This is a genomic window from Streptomyces sp. NPDC006174 (genome assembly GCF_040614075.1).
In the GTDB taxonomy this organism is placed as follows: Bacteria; Actinomycetota; Actinomycetes; order Streptomycetales; family Streptomycetaceae; genus Streptomyces.
This window is the reverse complement of sequence record NZ_JBEXTJ010000002.1, coordinates 550,642-568,989: the sequence shown is the minus strand read 5'-3', so window position 1 is coordinate 568,989 and position 18,348 is coordinate 550,642. Positions and strand designations below refer to the sequence as shown.

Genomic DNA, 18,348 nt, shown 5'->3' with positions numbered 1-18,348 from the left:
GTCCAACACGCTTCTGTCAGGCGCGTCCACTTTCCCCTCTCGCACTCCCCGACCCCCATCGGGCTCGTCAACGCGGTCAGATCCTCACGAGCACGGCTTCTCGATACATCGGAATCACTGAGGTTTCTAGGTCCGAGGCATCTAATGTGCCTCGGGCAAGCCGCTCACGCTCGGTAAGCGTTAGGCTACGGTAGCGGTCGCCGGAGGTCGCAAAGGTCAAGCAGCACCTAAAGTGTCTATTCGGACGAGCTCGGCGAAGCCAGGGCCCGTTACGTCAAGGGCGTTGAGGTCACCTTCAAGTAGTTCGCTATTTCCGCCCATACAATTTTCCCCGAGTGCGAATCGGCTAGGCAATACCCCCAGCGACTGGCCAGAGCGTCGGTGAGGAACAACCCACGGCCCCCCACTGCACTGCTATCGCCGGATCGGCGCGTCGGGGACCGATGGTCCTGGTCACTGACTGCTACAAGAACGCCAGGATCCGTGGGCCGAAGCTTGAGACCGACAGTGCCCAGTCCGACGTAGCCTACGTCGGCGTTGACTGTCGATGCCTCTGGACGAGCGTGCCGAATTGCATTGGCGATCAGTTCCGAGACGATGAGCCGGGCAATTTCGATGTCCTCGTCGGGGAAGTTCCAGTGCTGGAGGATACGGGCGGTATGACGCCGAGCATAGGCGACCGCGTCGGTGGTAACAGTGAGCGTCAGTCCGCTAAAGGACAGGGGGGGCATGGTTCACGAGAGCGATTCCTTCAGCAGCGCGGCCAGACGGGCTCGGGACGCTTGGCGTTGATGGAGAGTCGCGAGTCCGTGACGCGCCAAACTCGCGGTCTGCCTACGGGGCTATGTCATTGCGACGACGTAGACGCTGCCCCAGCGACGCTTGAGGCTGGCAATGCTGGGGTCGAAGGGCCAGGGCTCGACGGTGGTGAAGCCGGCCTCGGTGAAGAGCTGGACGAGCTTCTCGTAGTCATAAGCCCACAGTTGCGGGGTGTACGTGGCGTCGTCGTCCTGGTCTCGGAAGACGAGGTTGACGAGGTCGAGACGGGTGTTGATGTCGTCGCGGCAGTCGCGCTTGGCGTACCAACGCTCGATCGTCTCGTCGCAGGTGTCCAGGTGGCCGGGGTACTGGTTGAGGGCGAGGGCGGCGTCTGGGACGCCGGTGATGATCCGGCCACCGGCCGCGAGGACACGGTGGGCCTCGCGGACGTAGTGCCTGGCCGAGCGCGGGTAGTCGATGTGCTCGAGGAAGTGCTCGGAGAAGATCTCGTCGGTGCTGTCGTCTTGGAGGGGAATCCCCTCGCGGATGTCCCAGAGGAGATCGGCCGGCGGCACGAGGTCGATGTTGAATAAGCCTTCGATGCGGTGGGCTCCACCGCCGATCTGCACCTTGGCGGGCTTGTCGTCGATGCGGCCGTTGGGCCAGGCGCGGCAGCTGGAGTGGTGGTAGCGGTGGAGTTCGATCTTCTTGGCGGCGGTCCGGAGGGCACGGGCGAGGCCGTGGATGGAGGCGGGATCGGCGAGGACCGCGGTGATCTGCTCGCCGAGAACGTAGATGGAGGGCATACCGGAGGGACTCATCACGGATCTCCTGCGTGTGAGGTTGCTCGGGGTGGGGTGCGCCGAAAAATGGAGGCGCTTTCCGGGGCGCATTAGGGTGCGGGGTGTGCAGCCGCCTCTAGTTCTCTTCGACCTCGACAACACCCTCGTGGACCGGCGGGGAACGCTCGCCATCTGGGCCGCAGAGTTCACCGCCCAGCACGGCCTGGAGGACGAAGATCAGGCGAATGTCCTAGCCATGGTGGCTGAGCGGGCCTATCCGTCCACTTTTGACACGATCCGCGCCCGGTACCTACTGCCCTTGTCGACTGCCAAGTTGTGGCACACGTACTGCACCGACATCGCGGCCTTGGTGTCGTGCCAGGCGGGGGTCCTCGACGGCTTGGAGGAGTTGCGTGCGGCCGGCTGGCGGGTGGGGGTGGCGACCAACGGTGCGGCGGACATCCAGCGCGCCAAGCTGCGGGCCACCGGTATCTCCGAGCGCGTGGACGGCGTCTTCGTCTCCGAGGAGGCCGACGCGCGCAAACCGCAGACCCGGCACTTCGCCCTGGCGGCGGCCCGCTGCGGCACCGTGCTGGGCGACGGTGGCTGGATGGTCGGGGACAACCCGGTCAACGACATCGGCGGCGGACGATCCGCTGGGCTGCGCACCATCTGGATCGGCGACGGCCGCTCCTGGCCACCGGACGATCCCAGGCCGGACCACGTGGTGCCGCATGCACGCGCCGCCATCGACCTGCTGCTTTTGCACTCCGCTGACCACACAAGGACAACGGCATGACGAACACCGTTGGGTTGTTGCACCCCGGCAGCATGGGATCCGCCTTCGGCGCCCAGCTGCGCGCGAAAGGCCACATCGTGCTGTGGTGCCCCGACGGACGCAGCGACACAACCCGCCGCCGGGCCGAGCACGCGGGCCTCGAAGCCGCGGCGCTGCCCGAGCTCGTCTCCCGCTCCGATGTGCTGCTCTCCCTGTGCCCTCCCGCCGCAGCGGAGGAGACCGGCGGCCAAGTAGCCGAGCTCGGCATGTCCGAAGCGGGCACGATCTATGTCGACGCGAACGCCGTCTCGCCGTCGCGCGTGATGAATATCGCCGACCGCCTGGCCCCGATGCCGGTCATCGACGCAGCGGTGGTCGGATCGCCTCCGGTGGGCGGCAAGTCCCCGACGCTCTACCTTTCCGGCGCCGTCGAACAGACCGACCGGATCGCCGAGCTTTTCGCCGGCACCGACGTGCACACCCACGTCCTGGGCGACTGCATCGGCAAAGCTTCCGCACTCAAGCTCGCGTACTCCAGCTACCAGAAGGTCTCCCGGGTGCTGGCTGCCGTGGCCTACGGGGCGGCGGACACGTACGGGGTCGCGGACGAGCTGCTGCTGATCGCGGCCAAGCGCACCCGCAGCTACCTCGTGGAGACCGACTACATCCCCAAGACCGCTGCTCGTGCCTGGCGTTGGGGCCCAGAGCTTGAGGACGCGGCGGCCCTTCTCGCCGACGCCGGGTTGCCGGACTCCCTTATGCACGCGGCTGCCGCGACGCTTGCCCGGTGGGACGGGAACAGAGACGAGCGGCTGGATGTCGCTGAGGCCCTGGAAGCTCTGCGCCTTGAGCGGGACCCGGACAACCCGAGTTGAGCAGGTCGCATCCGCGCGGGCGCTGACGTCCTGGCTGTCAGGAGCGAGGGGGCGTGGTGCGGACGATGTCGTCGATCCTCTGTGCGGTTTCATGGGGTGCCGTCGCGTCCGTCTCCACGCGCAGTTCCCATTGGGCTCGCGGGTGAGCCGCAAGGTCGGCCTGAGTGGCGTCCCAGGCGGCCAGCCGGGCCGCCGTGTCGGTGTCACCGCGCTGTGGTGAGCGGCGAGCGGTGGTCTCCTTGGAGCACCACAGAAGAACGCGCACCCAGCGCGCCGGGTAGAGGGCGGTCACCTGCTCCATCCCCGCCATCTGGCCGAGGTGGACGACGGGGGTCTTGCCGCCCTCCATGGCCTGGTCGAGGCCGGGGCGGTCGACGACGTAGATGTTGCCGTACCGGTCGTTGCGGTAGATGACATCGTCGCGGGCCTCCAGGGCGGTCAGCTGCTCTGGTGTGCCCATCCGGTAGCCGTGAGTCTTCCCGGTCCCGATCTTCAGCCGAGTGAACAGCACGTACCGCTCGTTGAGTTCGGTGAGCGCTGCCGTGATCGTGCCCTTGCCCGCCGCCGGCGGCCCGTACAGCAGGATGCCCTGCCTCACTGGAACACCGTCCCGAAGACCTGGCGCACCTGGTCCGTGAGCGATATCGCGGAGCCGAGCCGGTTGTCGACAACCAAGTGCGGTACGACGGGCCGAAGCTCAAGGTCGATCCCGGCAGCGTAGGTGTCCCAATTCTGGAGTTTCCAGCTGTCCCGGGCTGCGGACCGGAAGCTGATGTACTCGTGCATCGTGTCGAGGTCGCACTGAATCCAGACGACGGCCACGGAGACGCCGCGGGCTTCGCAGCGGTTGATCAAGCGTCGCATCCACCGAGGGTCGGTGGTCTCGGCGATGAAGGGCGCGGAGAGGACGGTGCTGATCGCGCAGTCGACGTTCGCGTACGCGGTCTCCAGCAGGCACTGGTACTCCAGCGGGCGGACCTTCTCCCGGTAGAGGTCGGTGTGCCGGTCGTTGGGCTCGCTGCCCATTTCCACAAGGAGGCGCTCGACGAGCGGGCGCGTGATCGGATCCTTGTCGAGGACGGGCCATCCAGTGAGTTGCGATACGAAGCGGGCGAACTCCGACTTCCCGCTGCCCGCGTAGCCTCCGACCATCATCAGCGTCGGCCGGTTCGGATCACCGCCGGTGTGACGCCGCTTCCAAGCGTCGAGGATTCGCTGCTGGACGCCCACTCCGTCGGCGTCCTCCGCACTCGGCGCCAGCTGGTGCAACGCCCGTTCCACGGCCAGGACGTGGGCGCCGTTCTGCGGTTCGCTCGACGCGGTGAACTTGAGCTTCGTGGCCTCGTCGGGCAGTGCGTTACGGAAGCCGAGTTCGGGCTCGGTCGCACGGTACAGAAGGCAGTACGCGCGACGGTAGTGCGGTCCAGGGTAGACCTCTCCCTGCTCGTGCTACCACAGCGTCTGAAAGTTGGCCGCCGGCACCGTGAGCCCGGCGGCCCGGGCCACCTCGCGCAACTGCTCGCCCGCGCCCTCGAGCGTCAGGCCGTGAGCTTCGCGTTGTTGTCTCAACTTGTCCGGGCGCCACCCCGGGCGACTCTTACCCACCGCGCCTACCGCCTGCCCATCCCTGGTCATGATCCGGAGCCTAAGTCTGCCTGTCATGAACCCGTGTGTAAGCGGATGTTGAAAAGTCAGGTCGGCTAGCCATGAGCTGCTGATGAGCAGCTTCAGGAACGGCTTGTGATACTCCGCACAGCTCCGAGCCGCTGTCATGGTCACACCGACGCGGTCGTCCCAGTACCCGCCTCGGTGTCCACTATTCGTCCGAGATCGAAGGGGGCTCCGCAGTGGCTGTCGATGTTGCTGTCCTGCTGCTCCTCGGCATCGTGATCGTCTTCTTGTGCCGTGGAGGTGGGCTCAAGGCAGGTCACGCCGTTGTGTGCGCGGTTTTCGGTCTGTATCTCGCCGGGACCCACAACGTCGGCCCGTTCGCGAAGGACGTCACGGCGTCGATCGCCAACTTGCTGTCAGGGCTACGGCTGTGAGCGCGCCGACGGCATCGCCGGGCCCTGGCGACCCAGCGCGGCCTCGACCTGATGGCAGTCAAGTCCTCCTTCCTCGTCTGTCGGACGTCCGAGAAGGCGTCATCTGGCCGCGGCCCAGCCAGCCGGAGAGTTCGGTTCTGCATGAGATCACCGATCTACCGATGGGCCTCACCATGCGCTATCCGCCGACGGGCACCTCCGTGTCGACGAGCCTGTCCGCGCCCGCCACATATCCAGTGGGCGACGTACTGCTTGGCCCTTCACCGCAGCGGAGTTCTGTTGCTCCGGCTCCACGCCCGAATGCAGTGATACTCGATCTATTCGGCACGCTCGTCGCAGCGCCGAGTGTGTTCGAGCGCAGGGCCGCCGCTGCCCAGTTCGCTGCGATCCTGAGCGTATCCCCGGCGGTCGCTGAGTCAGTGCTGTCCGACAGTTGGCAGGCGAGGCACGACGGGCAGATGGCGTCCACCGCCGAGGTGGCGGCTCACCTCGTCGCCCGCTGCGACGCCACCGCTGCCTGTGTGGATGAGCTGGAAGTGCTCCTGGCCCGGCTCGCCCATGTCCGTCTCCAGGCCGATGCCTCTCTCCTGCAGGCGCTGGAGCAGCTTCGGCTCGGTGGCGCCAGGCTGGCCGTCCTCAGCGACGCGTCCCCGGACATCGCCGAAGCGTGGAGCGCAAGCGACCTCGCGCCACACTTCGACGCTGTCGTGTTCAGCTGCCGGGCGGGTGCGGTGAAGCCCGACCGTCTGCTCTTCCGCGCGGTCCTGGGAGATCTCGGTGTTTCCCCGAAGCAGGCCCTCTACTGCGGCGACGGCGGCGGTGACGAGCTTGCCGGCGCAGAGCGGGCCGGCATGCGTGCCGTGCGCGTGGAGCGTCGGGACGGGCCGAGTGGCCTCGCGTTCGGCGAGACCGCCTGGTCCGGCAGGGCGATACCCAATGTGGAAGCTCTCCCCACCTTGCTGGACAGATGGGGGCAGCGATGACCGGCCCGTACGCGTGGGCGGTTGCGAACGGAGTCCTCTGCCGACTGCCCGCTCCGGTCGCCATGTCCTCGGCACGCGACACGACGCTCGTCGAGACACGCTTCTCAGGATTGTGCGGAAGCGACGTCGCGAAGCTCAATCACCCTTGGCAAGGACAGTTGCCGGAACCGTGGTACCCCGGGCACGAGATCGTCGGTGTCGACACGGAGACGGGTGACTGGGTCGCAATCGACCCGCTGGTTTCCTGCCGCTCGTGCCACTACTGCGACCGCGGCCATGTCCACCTCTGCCCACGACTCCAGCGCATCGGGTGGGATCTTCCCGGAGGTCTCGCCGACTGCGTACAGGCGCCCCGCGGCAGCATCGTCCCGCTTCGCCACCTGCACGATCCCGCGCACGGAGTCCTCGCCGATCCGATGGCGGTGGCCCTGCACGGAGTCCGCTGCGGGCTACGTGTGCCCATGGGGCGGCTCGGCATCATCGGGGGCGGCGTCCTTGCGGTGTGTACGGCCATCTGTGCGGCAGAGGCTGGGTGGGACGTGCACATGCTGGTCAGGGAACCCTCGCGATCGCATCAACTGCGCTACGTCCTCGACCGGCACACCACTCTCCACTCTGCCGAGCTGCCAGCGTGCGACGCCGTGGTGGACGCCGCGTCTGGTCAGAGCGATGCCCCCATACGCCAGGCGCTGAGGGCTGTTCGTGACGGGGGAACGGTTCTTGTCCAGAACGCCTACGCCCCCCGCGTCGTTCTCTCGGTCCCCCTGCGCGACGTCTTCCGTCGCTCGATCACCCTGCGCGGCTCCTTCTCGTACTGCCGCGCGGACGGCCAGGACGACTTCCGAGACGCCATCGACGTAATCGCCAAGGGCGGCGACTGGGCCGCCCTCATGACCCGAGACCGATTCCCCCTCGGCGAACTGCCGCAGGGACTGGCTGCCCTGAACAACGAAACCCGCCCTCGCCCCTTCAAGGTCCTGCTCACATCCGACACGTGACGGAAGGAGCCCACGCCATGGCGGTCACAAAGCCATTGCTGGCCCACAAGATCAACTCGCCTGCCGACATTCCACCCCAGGACGTCCACGCCGGGATCACGCGCATCCTCGCCTTACCGGAGGGCCACACGCGCGACGTGATGCTGGGAAGCGTCCTGACGGGACTGCTCCTGCGGGGGCCACGGTTGGAGGAGATCGAGGCCGCTGTCCAGGCCGCGACCTCCCTGGACCGAAGCAACTGGGACTTCCACCAGCCGCCGGGGGGCATGCGGTTCGTCGGCTACACGGGCAGCGGGAAGAAGACTTTCAAGACGATCAACCTCAGCACCGCGGCCGCGCTGGTGGCGGCCACCGGGGGAGCACACGTCGCCAAGCTGGGATCGCGCAGTGCGTCGTCGAAGACCGGGTCCCGCGACTTCATCGACCTCGTGGGCGCGACGAGCGACATGGTGCCGCACCAGGAGATGGTCGACATCACGGCGGAAACCGGCTTCGGGTTCTTCTCCATCGAGAACCGCGTGCCCGAGTTCGACCGCCGCTACGGCGGCAGGTTCCAGGTCGTGCACGCCCTCAGCCTGGCGTTCCCTGCCCTCCTCAGCCCGGTCGCCTGTTCCGCCTACGTGTACGGCCTCTCGCACCCTGCGGTCGGCGCTTCCGCCCGGCTGCTCCGGCTGTACGCGATGTGGCACCTGATCGCGTTCCGCGGCCTGCGCCGAGGCGAGGCGTGCGGCCAGCCGTGGTCGGAGACGAACCTCGACACCCACTTCCTCACCGTCTCCTCTCAACTCGTCCAGGACGGCTGGGAGGTGGAAGCGTCCGACCCCAAGACCGACAGCGGCTCACGCGTGGTCGCCCTCGACGACGACACCGTCGACGTCCTGAAGCACCACCGCGAACGGCAGGAAACGGCCCGCGAAGAATGGGGCACAGCCTGGGTCGAGACCGGCCACGTCTTCACCCAGGAAGACGGCTCCTGGCTCCACCCCGGCAAGGTGACCGACCTCTTCGAGCGCCTCGTCGCCGCCTCCGGTCTCCCGCCGATCCGCCTGCACGATCTGCGCCACGGCGCGGCCACCCTCATGCTCGCCGCCGACATCGACATCAAGATCGTGTCGGACACCCTTGGGCACAGCGACACCCGCATCACGCGGGACATCTACCAGAGCGTCCTCCCCCACGTCGGCAAGAACGCCGCCGAGGCCACCGCGAAGCTCGTCCCCCTCCAGCGCAAGGCCGAGGCCGAGAAGGCCGCGCGCAAGGCCGCGAAGAAGGAGAAGGCCAGGAAGGCTGCGGCCAAGGCGGCCGACGTCGGCAAGGGCAGCAAGGGCGGCGGCAAGCCGAAGGGGGACAAGGTGAAAGCCCAGACCAAGGCCGCCAAGAAGGCCACACGCCGCAAGCCCACAAAGTAGGTCCCGAGCGGCTCCGCTCACGCACCGCTCACGCAAGCAACGTCACGGCAACCCGGCCGTCTATCCCGCCATGCCCCAAGCAACAGAAAACCCCAGGTCACGGACTATGTGACCTGGGGTTCTTCTGAGCCGCCTTCGGGATTCGAACCCGAGACCTACGCATTACGAGTGCGTTGCTCTGGCCAACTGAGCTAAGGCGGCGCGCCCTGTCGCACTATGGTGCGATCAGCAGCGGGGCCAAGTCTACACAGTTTCCGGGGGTGCTCCGTACACGGCGGGTCCGGAGGCGTTTGGCCTGGTCAGAGTGGGTCAGAGGTGGTCAGGTGCACTTCTTGGCGTTCGTGGGCGGGGTGCCCTCCAGGAGGTAGGTGTTGATCGCCGTGTCGATGCAGTCGCTGCCACGGCCGTACGCCGTGTGGCCGTCGCCGTCGTAGGTGAGCAGGGTGCCGGAGTCGAGCTGGGCGGCCAGGGCCTTCGACCACTTGTACGGGGTGGCCGGGTCGCGGGTGGTGCCGACCACGACGATCGGGGCCGCGCCCTTCGCCTCGGTGCGGTGAGGGGTGCCGGTGGGCTTGGTGGGCCAGTACGCGCAGTTCAGGGACGCCCAGGCGAAGCCTCGGCCGAAGACCGGGGATGCCTTCTCGAAGTCCGGGACCGCCTTCTCCACCGCGTCGGGGCCCTCGAAGGCGGGCGGGAGGTCGAGGCAGTTCACGGCGGCGTTGGCGAACATCAGGTTCGCGTACTTTCCGTCCGGGCCGCGCTCGTAGTAGCTGTCCGCCAGCGAGAGGAGGCCGGAGCCGTCGCTGCGCTGGGCGCCCGTCAGCGCCTCGCGGAGCTGGGGCCAGGCCGCCTCGTCGTACATCGCCGCGATCACCCCGGTCGTCGCCAGGGACTCGCCGAGCTTGCGGTCCCCGTCGCCGGACGGGATCGGTTTGGCGTCCAGGTCCTTGAAGAGCTGCTTCAGGTTCGTCGCCGCGTCCGCCGTGGACGTCGTGCCCAGCGGGCAGTCCGGCTGCCTGACGCAGTCCGCGGCGAAGGACTGGAACGCACCCTCGAAGCCCGCCGTCTGGTCGCGGTTCATGTCGATCGCCTTGAGGGACGGGTCCATCGCGCCGTCCAGGACCAGCCGGCCGGCCCGGTTCGGGAAGAGGTCCGCGTACGTGGCGCCCAGGAACGTCCCGTACGAGGCACCCACGTAGTTCAGCTTCTCGTCTCCCAGCAGGGCCCTCAGCACGTCCATGTCGCGGGCCGTGTCGACGGTGGAGACGTACGGGAGGATCTCGCCGCTCCGCTTCTCGCAGCCCTGCGCGAACGTCTTGAAGGCCGCGCTGAGCTTCTGTACTTCCGCCTCGTCGTCCGGTGTCTGGTCGACCTGGGTGTAGGCGTCCATCTCCTTGCCCGTCAGGCAGTCCACCGGTTCGCTGCGGGCCACGCCGCGCGGGTCGATGGCCACCATGTCGTAGCGGGCGCGCACCGGGGCCGGATAGCCGAGTGCCGCGTACCCCTGGAGATAGCTGATCGCGGAGCCGCCCGGGCCGCCCGGGTTCACCAGGAGCGAGCCGATCCGTTTGCCGGGGCCGGTGGCCTTCTTGCGGGAGACGGCGAGGTCGATGTCGCCGTCATCCGGCTTGTCGTAGTCCTTCGGCGCCTTCATCGTCGCGCACTCGAACCCCTCCACCCCGCACTCCCGCCAGCTCAGCTTCTGCGTGTAGTACGCCGACAGCCCCTCCGGCGCCGCTGTGCCGGTGGCCGAGGCGTTCGGCGACGAGCCGCCGCTGCTGCAGCCGGAGATGAGCAGACCGGCCGTGCCGATCCCGATGGCGAAGGTGCGGAGCAGGCGCCTGGTATCCATCCTGGGAGCGTATCCGGCGGGTGACGAGTCGTCCGATTCCCTGCTCAATCGGGTGAACAAGGCCGGCCCGAAAATCCTTCAGCCCGCTCTCAGCGACATCGTCATCGCCTCCACCGCCAGCAGCGGCGCCACGTTCCGGTCCATCGCCTGCCGGCACGCGATCACCGCCTCGATCCTGCGCAGCGTCTGCGCCAGCGTCGACGACTCCGCGATCCGGTCCAGCGAGTCCTGCACGTCCACATTGGCGATGGCGATCCGCGAACCGAGCTGGAGCGCCAGCACATCGCGGTAGAAGCCGGTCAGCTCGGTCAGCGCCAGGTCCAGGCTGTCGCGCTGCGTCCGCGTCTTGCGGCGCTTCTGCTTGTCCTCCAGCTCCTTCATCGCCCCCGCCGTGCCGCGCGGCATCCGGCCGCCCGCCACCCCGCCGAGCGCCGCCTTGAGGTCCTCGGTCTCCTTGGCGTCCACCTCCTCCGCCATCTGCTTGGCGTCATCGGTGGCCGTGTCGATCAGCTCCTGGGCCGCCTTGAGGCAGCCGCCGACATCCGCGACCCGCAACGGAACCTTGAGCACCGCCGCCCGCCGCGCCCGCGCCCGCTCGTCCGTCGCCAGGCGGCGCGCGCGGCCGATGTGCCCCTGAGTGGCCCGCGCCGCCGAGTGCGCCCGGTCCGGATCGACGCCGTCGCGGCGGATCAGGACGTCCGCCACGGCCTCCACCGGCGGCGTGCCGAGAGTGAGGTGGCGGCAGCGGGAGCGGATCGTCGGCAGCACGTCTTCGAGCGAAGGAGCGCACAGCATCCACACCGTGCGCGGCGCCGGCTCCTCGACCGCCTTCAGCAGCACGTTGCCCGCGCCCTCGGTGAGCCGGTCGGCGTCCTCCATGACGATGACCTGCCACCGGCCGACCGCCGGAGAGAGCTGGGCGCGGCGGACCAGGTCGCGGGTCTCCTTCACACCGATGGAGAGCAGGTCCGTACGGATCACCTGGACGTCGGCGTGCGTACCGATCAGGCTCGTGTGGCAGCCGTCGCAGAACCCGCAGCCCGGCTCTCCGCCGAGCGCCCGGTCCGGGCTCGTGCACTGGAGCGCGGCGGCGAAGGCCCGGGCGGCGGTGGACCGTCCGGAACCCGGCGGTCCGGTGAAGAGCCAGGCGTGGGTCATCTTCGAGCCCTGCGCCTCGGCGTCCTCCGGCTTACCGTCCGAGACCGCCGTGACCAGCGCGTCGGCGTCCTTGGCGGCGGCCGAGAGCTGCTCCCTCACCCGGTCCTGTCCGACCAGGTCGTCCCATACGGTCACCGGTCCCCGCCCTTCCTGTCGCGCGATTCCGTCGTCGGATTCCATTGTGGGGGACACCACTGACAAGTCCGGCCCGCCCACCCCTCACGGGCGGACGGGCCGGACTCGAGGACACGTACAGGTCAGCCGCGCGGCCGGCGTCCCCGGCCCCTGGGCTCATCGTCGTCGTGCCCGCCGAGCAGCTCGTCCGCCAGCGTCGGCAGGTCGTCGAGCGGAGTCTCCTCGGCCCAGTCCGGACGCGGGCGCTTGCGACGGGCGCGGGACTCGTCGGCCTGGCCGGCCGCCCGCGGGTCCTCCACCTGCGGCAGCTCCCGGGTGCGCTCGTTCTCGCTCTCGGCCGGCAAAGTCGCCGGGCCCTCGTCCCGGAAGTAGCCCTTGGGCACCCGGTCGGAAGGCTGATCACCGCGTACGGGAGGCAGTACGGCCGTCTCGTCGGCGGCACGGGCATCACGAGCGTCACGCCCATCACGAGAGGCGTCACGCCCGGGCCGCTCGTCCGCGATCCGCGGCAGCATCGCCGTCTCATCGTCTCCGGAAGACCCCGACCCCGAGCTCTCCGGCCGGGCCGCCGGCACCGGCTGCGTGATCTCGTTCGGGTTCACGATCGGTGTGGGAACCGTCAGCTCGTTCTCCGGAACGGTCGGCCCATGACCCTCCGACCGCGAGGACGTCTCAGGCCGGGAGCCACGGGAATCATGCGAGTCACGGGAGTCACGCGAACCCCGCTCCGCCGCCTCCGCGCGCGAAACCCGCTCCGCCTCCGCCCGAGCCGCCTCCGTACGAGCAGCCGCCTCGGCCTCAGCCCGCCGCCGCGCCTCCTCGGCCCGTACCAGCGTCTCCTCCGCCTTCCGCTGCTTCTCCAGGCGGAGCGCCTCGGCCTCCTTGCGCAGCCGGGCCTCCTCCTCGGCCTGCTTGCGGAGGCGTTCCTGCTCGGCCTCGCGGGCCCGCTCCTCGGCCTCCAGCCGGCGGCGGTCCTCCTCGGCGCGGCGACGGGCCTCCTCGGCGCGCTGCCGGGCCTCCTCCGCCTGGCGCTCGGCCTCGCGGCGGCGGGCCTCCTCCAGTTCGCGCTGCTTGCGCTCCTCCTCCTCGGCGCGCAGCCGGGCGAGCTGCTCCTGGCGCTCCTTCTCCAGGCGCTCCTCCTCGGCCTTGCGCGCGGCCTCTTCCTCCGCCTTGCGCCGCGCCTCCTCCTCGGCCTTGCGCCGGGCCTCCTCGATGGCCTCGATCTCGGCCTCGGAGAGCGGAAGGAGCCGGTCGAGCCGGTGACGTACGACCGTGGTGATCGCCTCGGGCTCCTGCCCGGCGTCCACCACCAGGTAGCGCGTCGGGTCGGCGGCGGCCAGGGTCAGGAACCCGGACCGTACGCGCTCGTGGAACTCCGCCGGCTCCGACTCCAGCCGGTCCGGCGCCTCCGTGAACCGCTCCCGCGCGGTCTGCGGGTCGACGTCCAGCAGCACCGTCAGATGCGGTACGAGGCCACTCGTCGCCCACCGCGAGATCCTGGCGATCTCGGTCGGCGCCAGGTCGCGGCCCGCGCCCTGGTAGGCGACGGAGGAGTCGATGTAGCGGTCCGAGATGACGATCGCACCGCGCTCCAGCGCCGGGCGGACCACGGAGTCGACGTGCTCGGCGCGGTCGGCCGCGTACAGCAGCGCCTCGGCGCGGTTGGAGAGACCGGCGGAGGAGACGTCCAGCAGGATCGACCGCAGCCGCTTGCCGACCGGCGTGGCGCCGGGCTCGCGGGTCACGACGACCTCGTGGCCCTTGGAGCGGATCCAGTCGGCGAGCGCCTCGACCTGCGTGGACTTGCCCGCTCCGTCGCCGCCCTCCAGCGCGAGGAAGAAGCCGGTGGCCGCGGGCGCGACCGCCGGGTCGCCGCCGCGCAGCGCCTCGCGCAGGTCGCGGCGGAGCGGCACTCCTGCCCGGTCGTCGGTCTTCGCGACCACGATCGCGGCCAGTGGCAGCAGCAGCGCGCCGATCAGCATCAGCGTGAAGGCCGCACCGCCGTGGGCGAAGACGAAGTCACCGGAGGCGGAGGCCAGCCGGTGCTGCCCGATCGCGGCGGCGAGCAGCGGGCCCGCGACCGCGCCGAGCGCGACGAGCACCCGGACGAGGGCCTGGAGGTGCTCGGTGGTCCGGGCCTGCCGGGCCGCCTCGGTCTCCTGGTCGATGATCGTGTGCCCGATGTTGGCGGCGATCCCGGCCGCGTAGCCGGCGATCAGCGCGATCGCGATACCGGTGGCCGTGTCCGGCACCAGGCCGAGCGCCAGGAGCCCGAGGCCCGTGACGGCGGTGGCCAGCGCGAGGAGGCGGCGCCGCGACAGGGCGGGCAGCACCTTCTGCGCCGTACGGATGCCGAGGGCGGTGCCGCCGGTCAGCGCGAGGATCAGCAGCGCGTACGTGGCGGGTCCGCCGCCGAGGTCGTAGGCGTGCAGGACCGATACGGCGGCGGCCGCGGCGATCGCTCCGGCGACGGCCGCGCAGACGGCGACGGTCAGCGGAAGCGCGCCGGTGCGGCCCTTGTCGGGACGGCCGTCGTGGGTGGGGCGGCGCAGGCCTTCCAGGGGCGAGCGCGGCCGGGGGGTCTGGGTCTCGGGCAGTTCGAGGAAGTACAGGGTCGTGATGGAGGCCGTGAACAGACCGGCCGCCACGTACGAGCCCAGCGCCGCCTGGTGGAAGGAGAACCACTCCAGGCCGGTGCCGAGGAGGTTGCCGATCAGCGTGGCGACCAGCAGGACCACCGCGGCTGCGGGGACGGCGAGGAAGTTCGTACGGAGCGACAGCCTGCGCAGGGCGTCGAGGTGGTCGGGAAGCGGACGGACGGCGGCGCCTTCGATCGGCGGGGCCGGCAGCAGCGCCGGGGCGGCGCTGTCCTTGGCCACCGACCACAGGCGCTCGGCGGCGCCCGTCACGAAGACGGTGATGAGGATCACCATGAGTGCCTTGTCCGGCACCCAGTCGATCCACAGCGGGGCGATGATCAGCAGGGCGAGCCGCAGCGCGTCCGTCCCGATCATCAGCCATCGCCGGTCCAGTTTTCCGCCGGGCGCGGTGAGCGACGTCAAAGGCCCCAGGAGTACGGCTCCGAAGAGCACGGTGGACAGGATGCGGGCACCGAACACGGCGGCGACGGCGAAGGCCGCCCCGCGGTATCCGGCCCCGAATGAGCCCTCCAGGACCGCTGCTTGCAGCGACAACAGCACCAGCACGAGAAGGGCGAGTGCATCGCCGATACCGCCGACGAGCTGGGCGCTCCACAACCGCTTCAGCGGGGGAACACGCAACAGGGCCCGTACGGCGCGCTCGCGTGAGTCTGCGGCAAGTGTGTCGGAGGTGGGGCTCACGACCGTTGGCTGCTCGGCTCGCGTCATCCGCCCAGCCTATCGGCAGCGATGCGGTGACTGTCGGCCCGTCCGAACATATGGCCGCGGATGATTTCCGGCCGACTCGCTCACGGGCTCTTGACGCAGCGCCGCCCGGCACCTTTATAAGGCAGGTGCCGGGCAGGGTCACACGATCGTGGAAGCGGTCAGTCCTCCGAGGAGGACGACGAGGAAGCGGACGCGGAAGCCGTCTTCTTCGCCGTCGCCGTCTTCTTCGCGGCCGTCGCCTTCCTGGTGGTCGTCGTCTTCTTCGCGGCGGTCTTCTTGGCGGCCGTGGCGGTCTTGGTGGCCGTCGTCTTCTTCGCGGCCGTCTTCTTGGCCGTCGTCTTCTTCGCCGGGGCCTTCTTCGCCGTCTTCTTCTTGGCGGGTCCCTTGGCGCGCTTCTCGGCCAGCAGCTCGTAGCCGCGCTCCGGCGTGATGTCCTCGACGCTGTCGTCGGTCCGCAGTGTCGCGTTGGTCTCGCCGTCGGTGACGTACGCGCCGAAGCGGCCGTCCTTCACCACGACCGGCGAACCGCTCACCGGGTCGGTGCCCAGCTCCTTCAGCGGCGGCTTGGCCGCGGCCCGGCCGCGCTGCTTGGGCTGGGCGTAGATCGCGAGCGCCTCTTCGAGCGTGATGTCGAAGAGCTGGTCCTCGGAGGTGAGCGACCGGGAGTCGGTGCCCTTCTTGAGATACGGGCCGTACCGGCCGTTCTGCGCGGTGATCTCGACGCCCTCGGCGTCCTCACCGACGACGCGCGGCAGCGACATCAGCTTGAGGGCGTCGGCGAGCGTGACCGTGTCCAGGGACATGGACTTGAAGAGCGAGGCGGTCCGCGGCTTCACCGCGTTCTTGCCGGTCTTCGGCGTCCCTTCGGGCAGCACCTCGGTGACGTACGGGCCGTAACGGCCGTCCTTGGCGATGATCTGGTTGCCGCTGACCGGGTCGGCGCCCAGCTCGAAGTCGCCGCTCGGCTTGGCCAGCAGCTCCTCCGCCAGCTCGACCGTCAGCTCGTCGGGCGCCAGGTCCTCGGGCACGTCGGCGCGCTGGTGGCCCTCGGCGTCCTTCTCGCCCCGCTCGATGTACGGGCCGTAGCGGCCGACGCGGAGCTTGATGTCGTTGCCGACCGGGAAGGAGGAGATCTCCCGGGCGTCGATCGCGCCGAGGTCGGTGACCAGCTCTTTCAGGCCACCGAGGTGGTCGCCGTCGCCGTTGCCCGCGTCGGAGGCCACACCGGCACCGGAGGTGTCGTCACCGGGCTGCGCGCCGAAGTAGAAGCGCTTCAGCCACGGCACGGACTGGGCCTCGCCGCGCGCGATGCGGTCGAGGTCGTCCTCCATGCGGGCGGTGAAGTCGTAGTCGACGAGCCGGCCGAAGTGCTTCTCCAGCAGGTTGACCACGGCGAAGGAGAGGAAGGACGGGACGAGCGCGGTGCCCTTCTTGAAGACGTAACCGCGATCCAGGATGGTCCCGATGATCGAGGCGTACGTCGACGGGCGGCCGATCTCGCGCTCTTCCAGCTCCTTGACCAGCGAGGCTTCGGTGTAGCGGGCCGGGGGCTTGGTGGCGTGACCGTCGACCGTGATCTCGTCGGCGCTCAGCGCGTCGCCCTCGGCGACCTGCGGCAGCCGGCGCTCACGGTCGTCCAGCTCGGCGTTCGGGTCGTCGGCGCCTTCGACGTACGCCTTCATGAAGCCGTGGAAGGTGATCGTCTTGCCGGAGGCGGAGAACTCGGCGTCCCGGCCGTCGCTCGCGCGGCCGCCGATCTTGACGGTGACGGAGTTGCCGGTCGCGTCCTTCATCTGGGAGGCGACGGTCCGCTTCCAGATGAGCTCGTAGAGCCGGAACTGGTCGCCGGTGAGGCCGGTCTCGGCAGGCGTGCGGAAGCGGTCGCCGGAGGGGCGGATCGCCTCGTGCGCCTCCTGCGCGTTCTTGACCTTGCCGGCGTACGTACGCGGCTTGTCGGGCAGGTAGTTCGCGCCGTACAACTGCGTGACCTGGGCCCGGGCCGCGGCGACCGCGGTGTCCGAGAGGGTCGTGGAGTCCGTACGCATATAGGTGATGAAGCCGTTCTCGTACAGCTTCTGCGCCACTTGCATGGTCGCCTTCGCGCCGAAGCCCAGCTTGCGGCTCGCCTCCTGCTGGAGGGTCGTCGTACGGAACGGCGCGTACGGAGAGCGTCGGTACGGCTTCGACTCGACGGACCGGACCGAGAAGGAGGAGTCGGTGAGCGCGGCGGCGAGCGCGCGGGCGTTCGTCTCGTCCAGGTGGAGCGTCTGCGCGGAGCCGGCCTTGAGCTGTCCGTCGGGGCCGAAGTCGCGGCCCTGCGCGATGCGGCGGCCGTCGACCGCGCTGAGGCGGGCGGTGAGGGTCGACGGGTCGGAGGCGTCACCGGTACGGCCGGTGGCGAAGGTTCCGGTCAGGTCCCAGTACTCGGCGGAGCGGAAGGCGATGCGCTCGCGCTCCCGCTCGACGACGAGGCGGGTGGCGACGGACTGGACGCGGCCCGCCGAGAGCTTCGGCATGACCTTCTTCCACAGGACCGGCGAGACCTCGTAGCCGTAGAGGCGGTCGAGGATACGGCGGGTCTCCTGAGCGTCGACCATGCGCTGGTTGAGCTCGCGCGGGTTGGCGACGGCGGCCCGGATCGCGTCCTTGGTGATCTCGTGGAAGACCATCCGGTGGACCGGGACCTTGGGCCGCAGGACCTCCTGGAGGTGCCACGCGATGGCTTCGCCCTCGCGGTCCTCATCGGTGGCGAGGAAGAGTTCGTCGGACTCGGCCAGCAGCTGCTTGAGCTTCCTGACCTGGGCCTTCTTGTCGGCATTGACCACGTAGATGGGCTGGAAGTCGTTCTCGACATCCACGCCGAGGCGGCGGACCTCGCCGGTGTACTCGTCCGGGACCTCGGCCGCGCCGTTCGGGAGGTCGCGGATGTGCCCGACGCTCGCCTCGACGACGTATCCGGGGCCGAGATAGCCCTTGATCGTCTTCGCCTTGGCAGGCGACTCGACGATGACGAGTCGGCGGCCGCCCTGTGCGGTCTCGCTGGTCGGGGACAACTTCGCTCTTCTCTCCGGTCGACACTCGATGGGCATCCGGGCAGCGTCGTGACGCTTCCCGCGGTGCTGTCGCTGCGGAGTGTGACGGTACAACCCGCCCCCGTGTCAAACGGCAAAAGCCCGCAACGGCCACTCGAACGGTAACCCGACTTC

General features: G+C 69.4%; 13 protein-coding genes, 1 tRNA gene and 1 pseudogene. 6 read left to right on the top strand and 9 right to left on the bottom strand.

Annotated elements, in window-relative coordinates; translation table 11 throughout:
- Nucleotides 1-269: 269 nt before the first annotated feature.
- Both ABZ267_RS07065 and ABZ267_RS07060 read right to left on the bottom strand, forming a co-directional pair.
- Nucleotides 270-731 (bottom strand): ATP-binding protein, encoded by a 462-nt coding sequence (locus tag ABZ267_RS07065; protein ID WP_356754506.1) that lies wholly within the window; start codon nucleotides 729-731, stop codon nucleotides 270-272.
- Between the two features lie 111 nt (nucleotides 732-842).
- On the bottom strand, nucleotides 843-1,580 hold the full coding sequence (locus tag ABZ267_RS07060) for a methyltransferase domain-containing protein (protein WP_356754508.1): 738 nt from the start codon (nucleotides 1,578-1,580) through the stop codon (nucleotides 843-845).
- An 85-nt stretch (nucleotides 1,581-1,665) separates the two neighbouring features.
- Here ABZ267_RS07060 and ABZ267_RS07055 point away from each other — a divergent pair, with 85 nt between their 5' ends.
- Nucleotides 1,666-2,340, top strand: coding sequence for an HAD-IA family hydrolase (locus ABZ267_RS07055; RefSeq protein WP_356754510.1), 675 nt, complete (start codon nucleotides 1,666-1,668; stop codon nucleotides 2,338-2,340).
- Complete coding sequence (locus tag ABZ267_RS07050; RefSeq protein ID WP_356754512.1) at nucleotides 2,337-3,194, top strand: DUF1932 domain-containing protein; 858 nt, start codon at nucleotides 2,337-2,339, stop codon at nucleotides 3,192-3,194. Before ABZ267_RS07055 ends, ABZ267_RS07050 begins: the two co-directional genes overlap by 4 nt.
- 37 nt (nucleotides 3,195-3,231) lie before the next feature.
- Here the strand turns inward: ABZ267_RS07050 and ABZ267_RS07045 are convergent, their stop codons facing one another.
- Nucleotides 3,232-3,792, bottom strand: coding sequence for a guanylate kinase (locus ABZ267_RS07045; protein ID WP_356754514.1), 561 nt, complete (start codon nucleotides 3,790-3,792; stop codon nucleotides 3,232-3,234).
- Nucleotides 3,789-4,829: pseudogene (locus ABZ267_RS07040) on the bottom strand (AAA family ATPase). Before ABZ267_RS07040 ends, ABZ267_RS07045 begins: the two are co-directional and overlap by 4 nt.
- 212 nt (nucleotides 4,830-5,041) lie before the next feature.
- On the opposite strand from ABZ267_RS07040, the gene ABZ267_RS07035 reads away from it, so the two are divergent.
- The 4 genes from ABZ267_RS07035 (at nucleotide 5,042) to ABZ267_RS07020 (ending at nucleotide 8,629) form a co-directional block, all read left to right on the top strand.
- Nucleotides 5,042-5,239 carry a hypothetical protein gene (locus ABZ267_RS07035; protein WP_356754516.1) on the top strand — a complete coding sequence of 66 codons (198 nt, stop codon included), beginning with the start codon at nucleotides 5,042-5,044 and terminating at the stop codon, nucleotides 5,237-5,239.
- Nucleotides 5,240-5,544: 305 nt separating this feature from the next.
- The gene (locus tag ABZ267_RS07030; RefSeq protein ID WP_356899706.1) at nucleotides 5,545-6,222 is read left to right on the top strand and encodes an HAD family hydrolase; all 678 of its coding nucleotides are present in this window, start codon (nucleotides 5,545-5,547) and stop codon (nucleotides 6,220-6,222) included.
- Nucleotides 6,219-7,220, top strand: a complete 1,002-nt coding sequence (locus ABZ267_RS07025; protein ID WP_356754518.1) for an alcohol dehydrogenase catalytic domain-containing protein — start codon at nucleotides 6,219-6,221, stop codon at nucleotides 7,218-7,220. The genes ABZ267_RS07030 and ABZ267_RS07025 overlap by 4 nt, the downstream gene beginning before the upstream one ends.
- 17 nt (nucleotides 7,221-7,237) lie before the next feature.
- Nucleotides 7,238-8,629 carry a tyrosine-type recombinase/integrase gene (locus ABZ267_RS07020; RefSeq protein ID WP_356754520.1) on the top strand — a complete coding sequence of 464 codons (1,392 nt, stop codon included), beginning with the start codon at nucleotides 7,238-7,240 and terminating at the stop codon, nucleotides 8,627-8,629.
- Nucleotides 8,630-8,756: 127 nt separating this feature from the next.
- On the opposite strand, the gene ABZ267_RS07015 is transcribed toward ABZ267_RS07020, so the two are convergent.
- From ABZ267_RS07015 to topA, 5 genes are all read right to left on the bottom strand, one after another.
- Nucleotides 8,757-8,830, bottom strand: a tRNA-Thr gene (locus tag ABZ267_RS07015).
- Between the two features lie 118 nt (nucleotides 8,831-8,948).
- Entirely contained in the window at nucleotides 8,949-10,481 is a 1,533-nt protein-coding gene (locus ABZ267_RS07010; protein WP_356754522.1) for an alpha/beta hydrolase, read from the bottom strand.
- Between the two features lie 78 nt (nucleotides 10,482-10,559).
- Nucleotides 10,560-11,774 (bottom strand): DNA polymerase III subunit delta', encoded by a 1,215-nt coding sequence (locus tag ABZ267_RS07005; RefSeq protein ID WP_356754524.1) that lies wholly within the window; start codon nucleotides 11,772-11,774, stop codon nucleotides 10,560-10,562.
- A 122-nt stretch (nucleotides 11,775-11,896) separates the two neighbouring features.
- Nucleotides 11,897-15,142, bottom strand: coding sequence for a dTMP kinase (tmk, locus tag ABZ267_RS07000; protein WP_356754526.1), 3,246 nt, complete (start codon nucleotides 15,140-15,142; stop codon nucleotides 11,897-11,899).
- A gap of 158 nt (nucleotides 15,143-15,300) precedes the next feature.
- Nucleotides 15,301-18,195 (bottom strand): type I DNA topoisomerase, encoded by a 2,895-nt coding sequence (gene topA / locus ABZ267_RS06995; protein ID WP_356899705.1) that lies wholly within the window; start codon nucleotides 18,193-18,195, stop codon nucleotides 15,301-15,303.
- Nucleotides 18,196-18,348 lie beyond the last annotated feature (153 nt).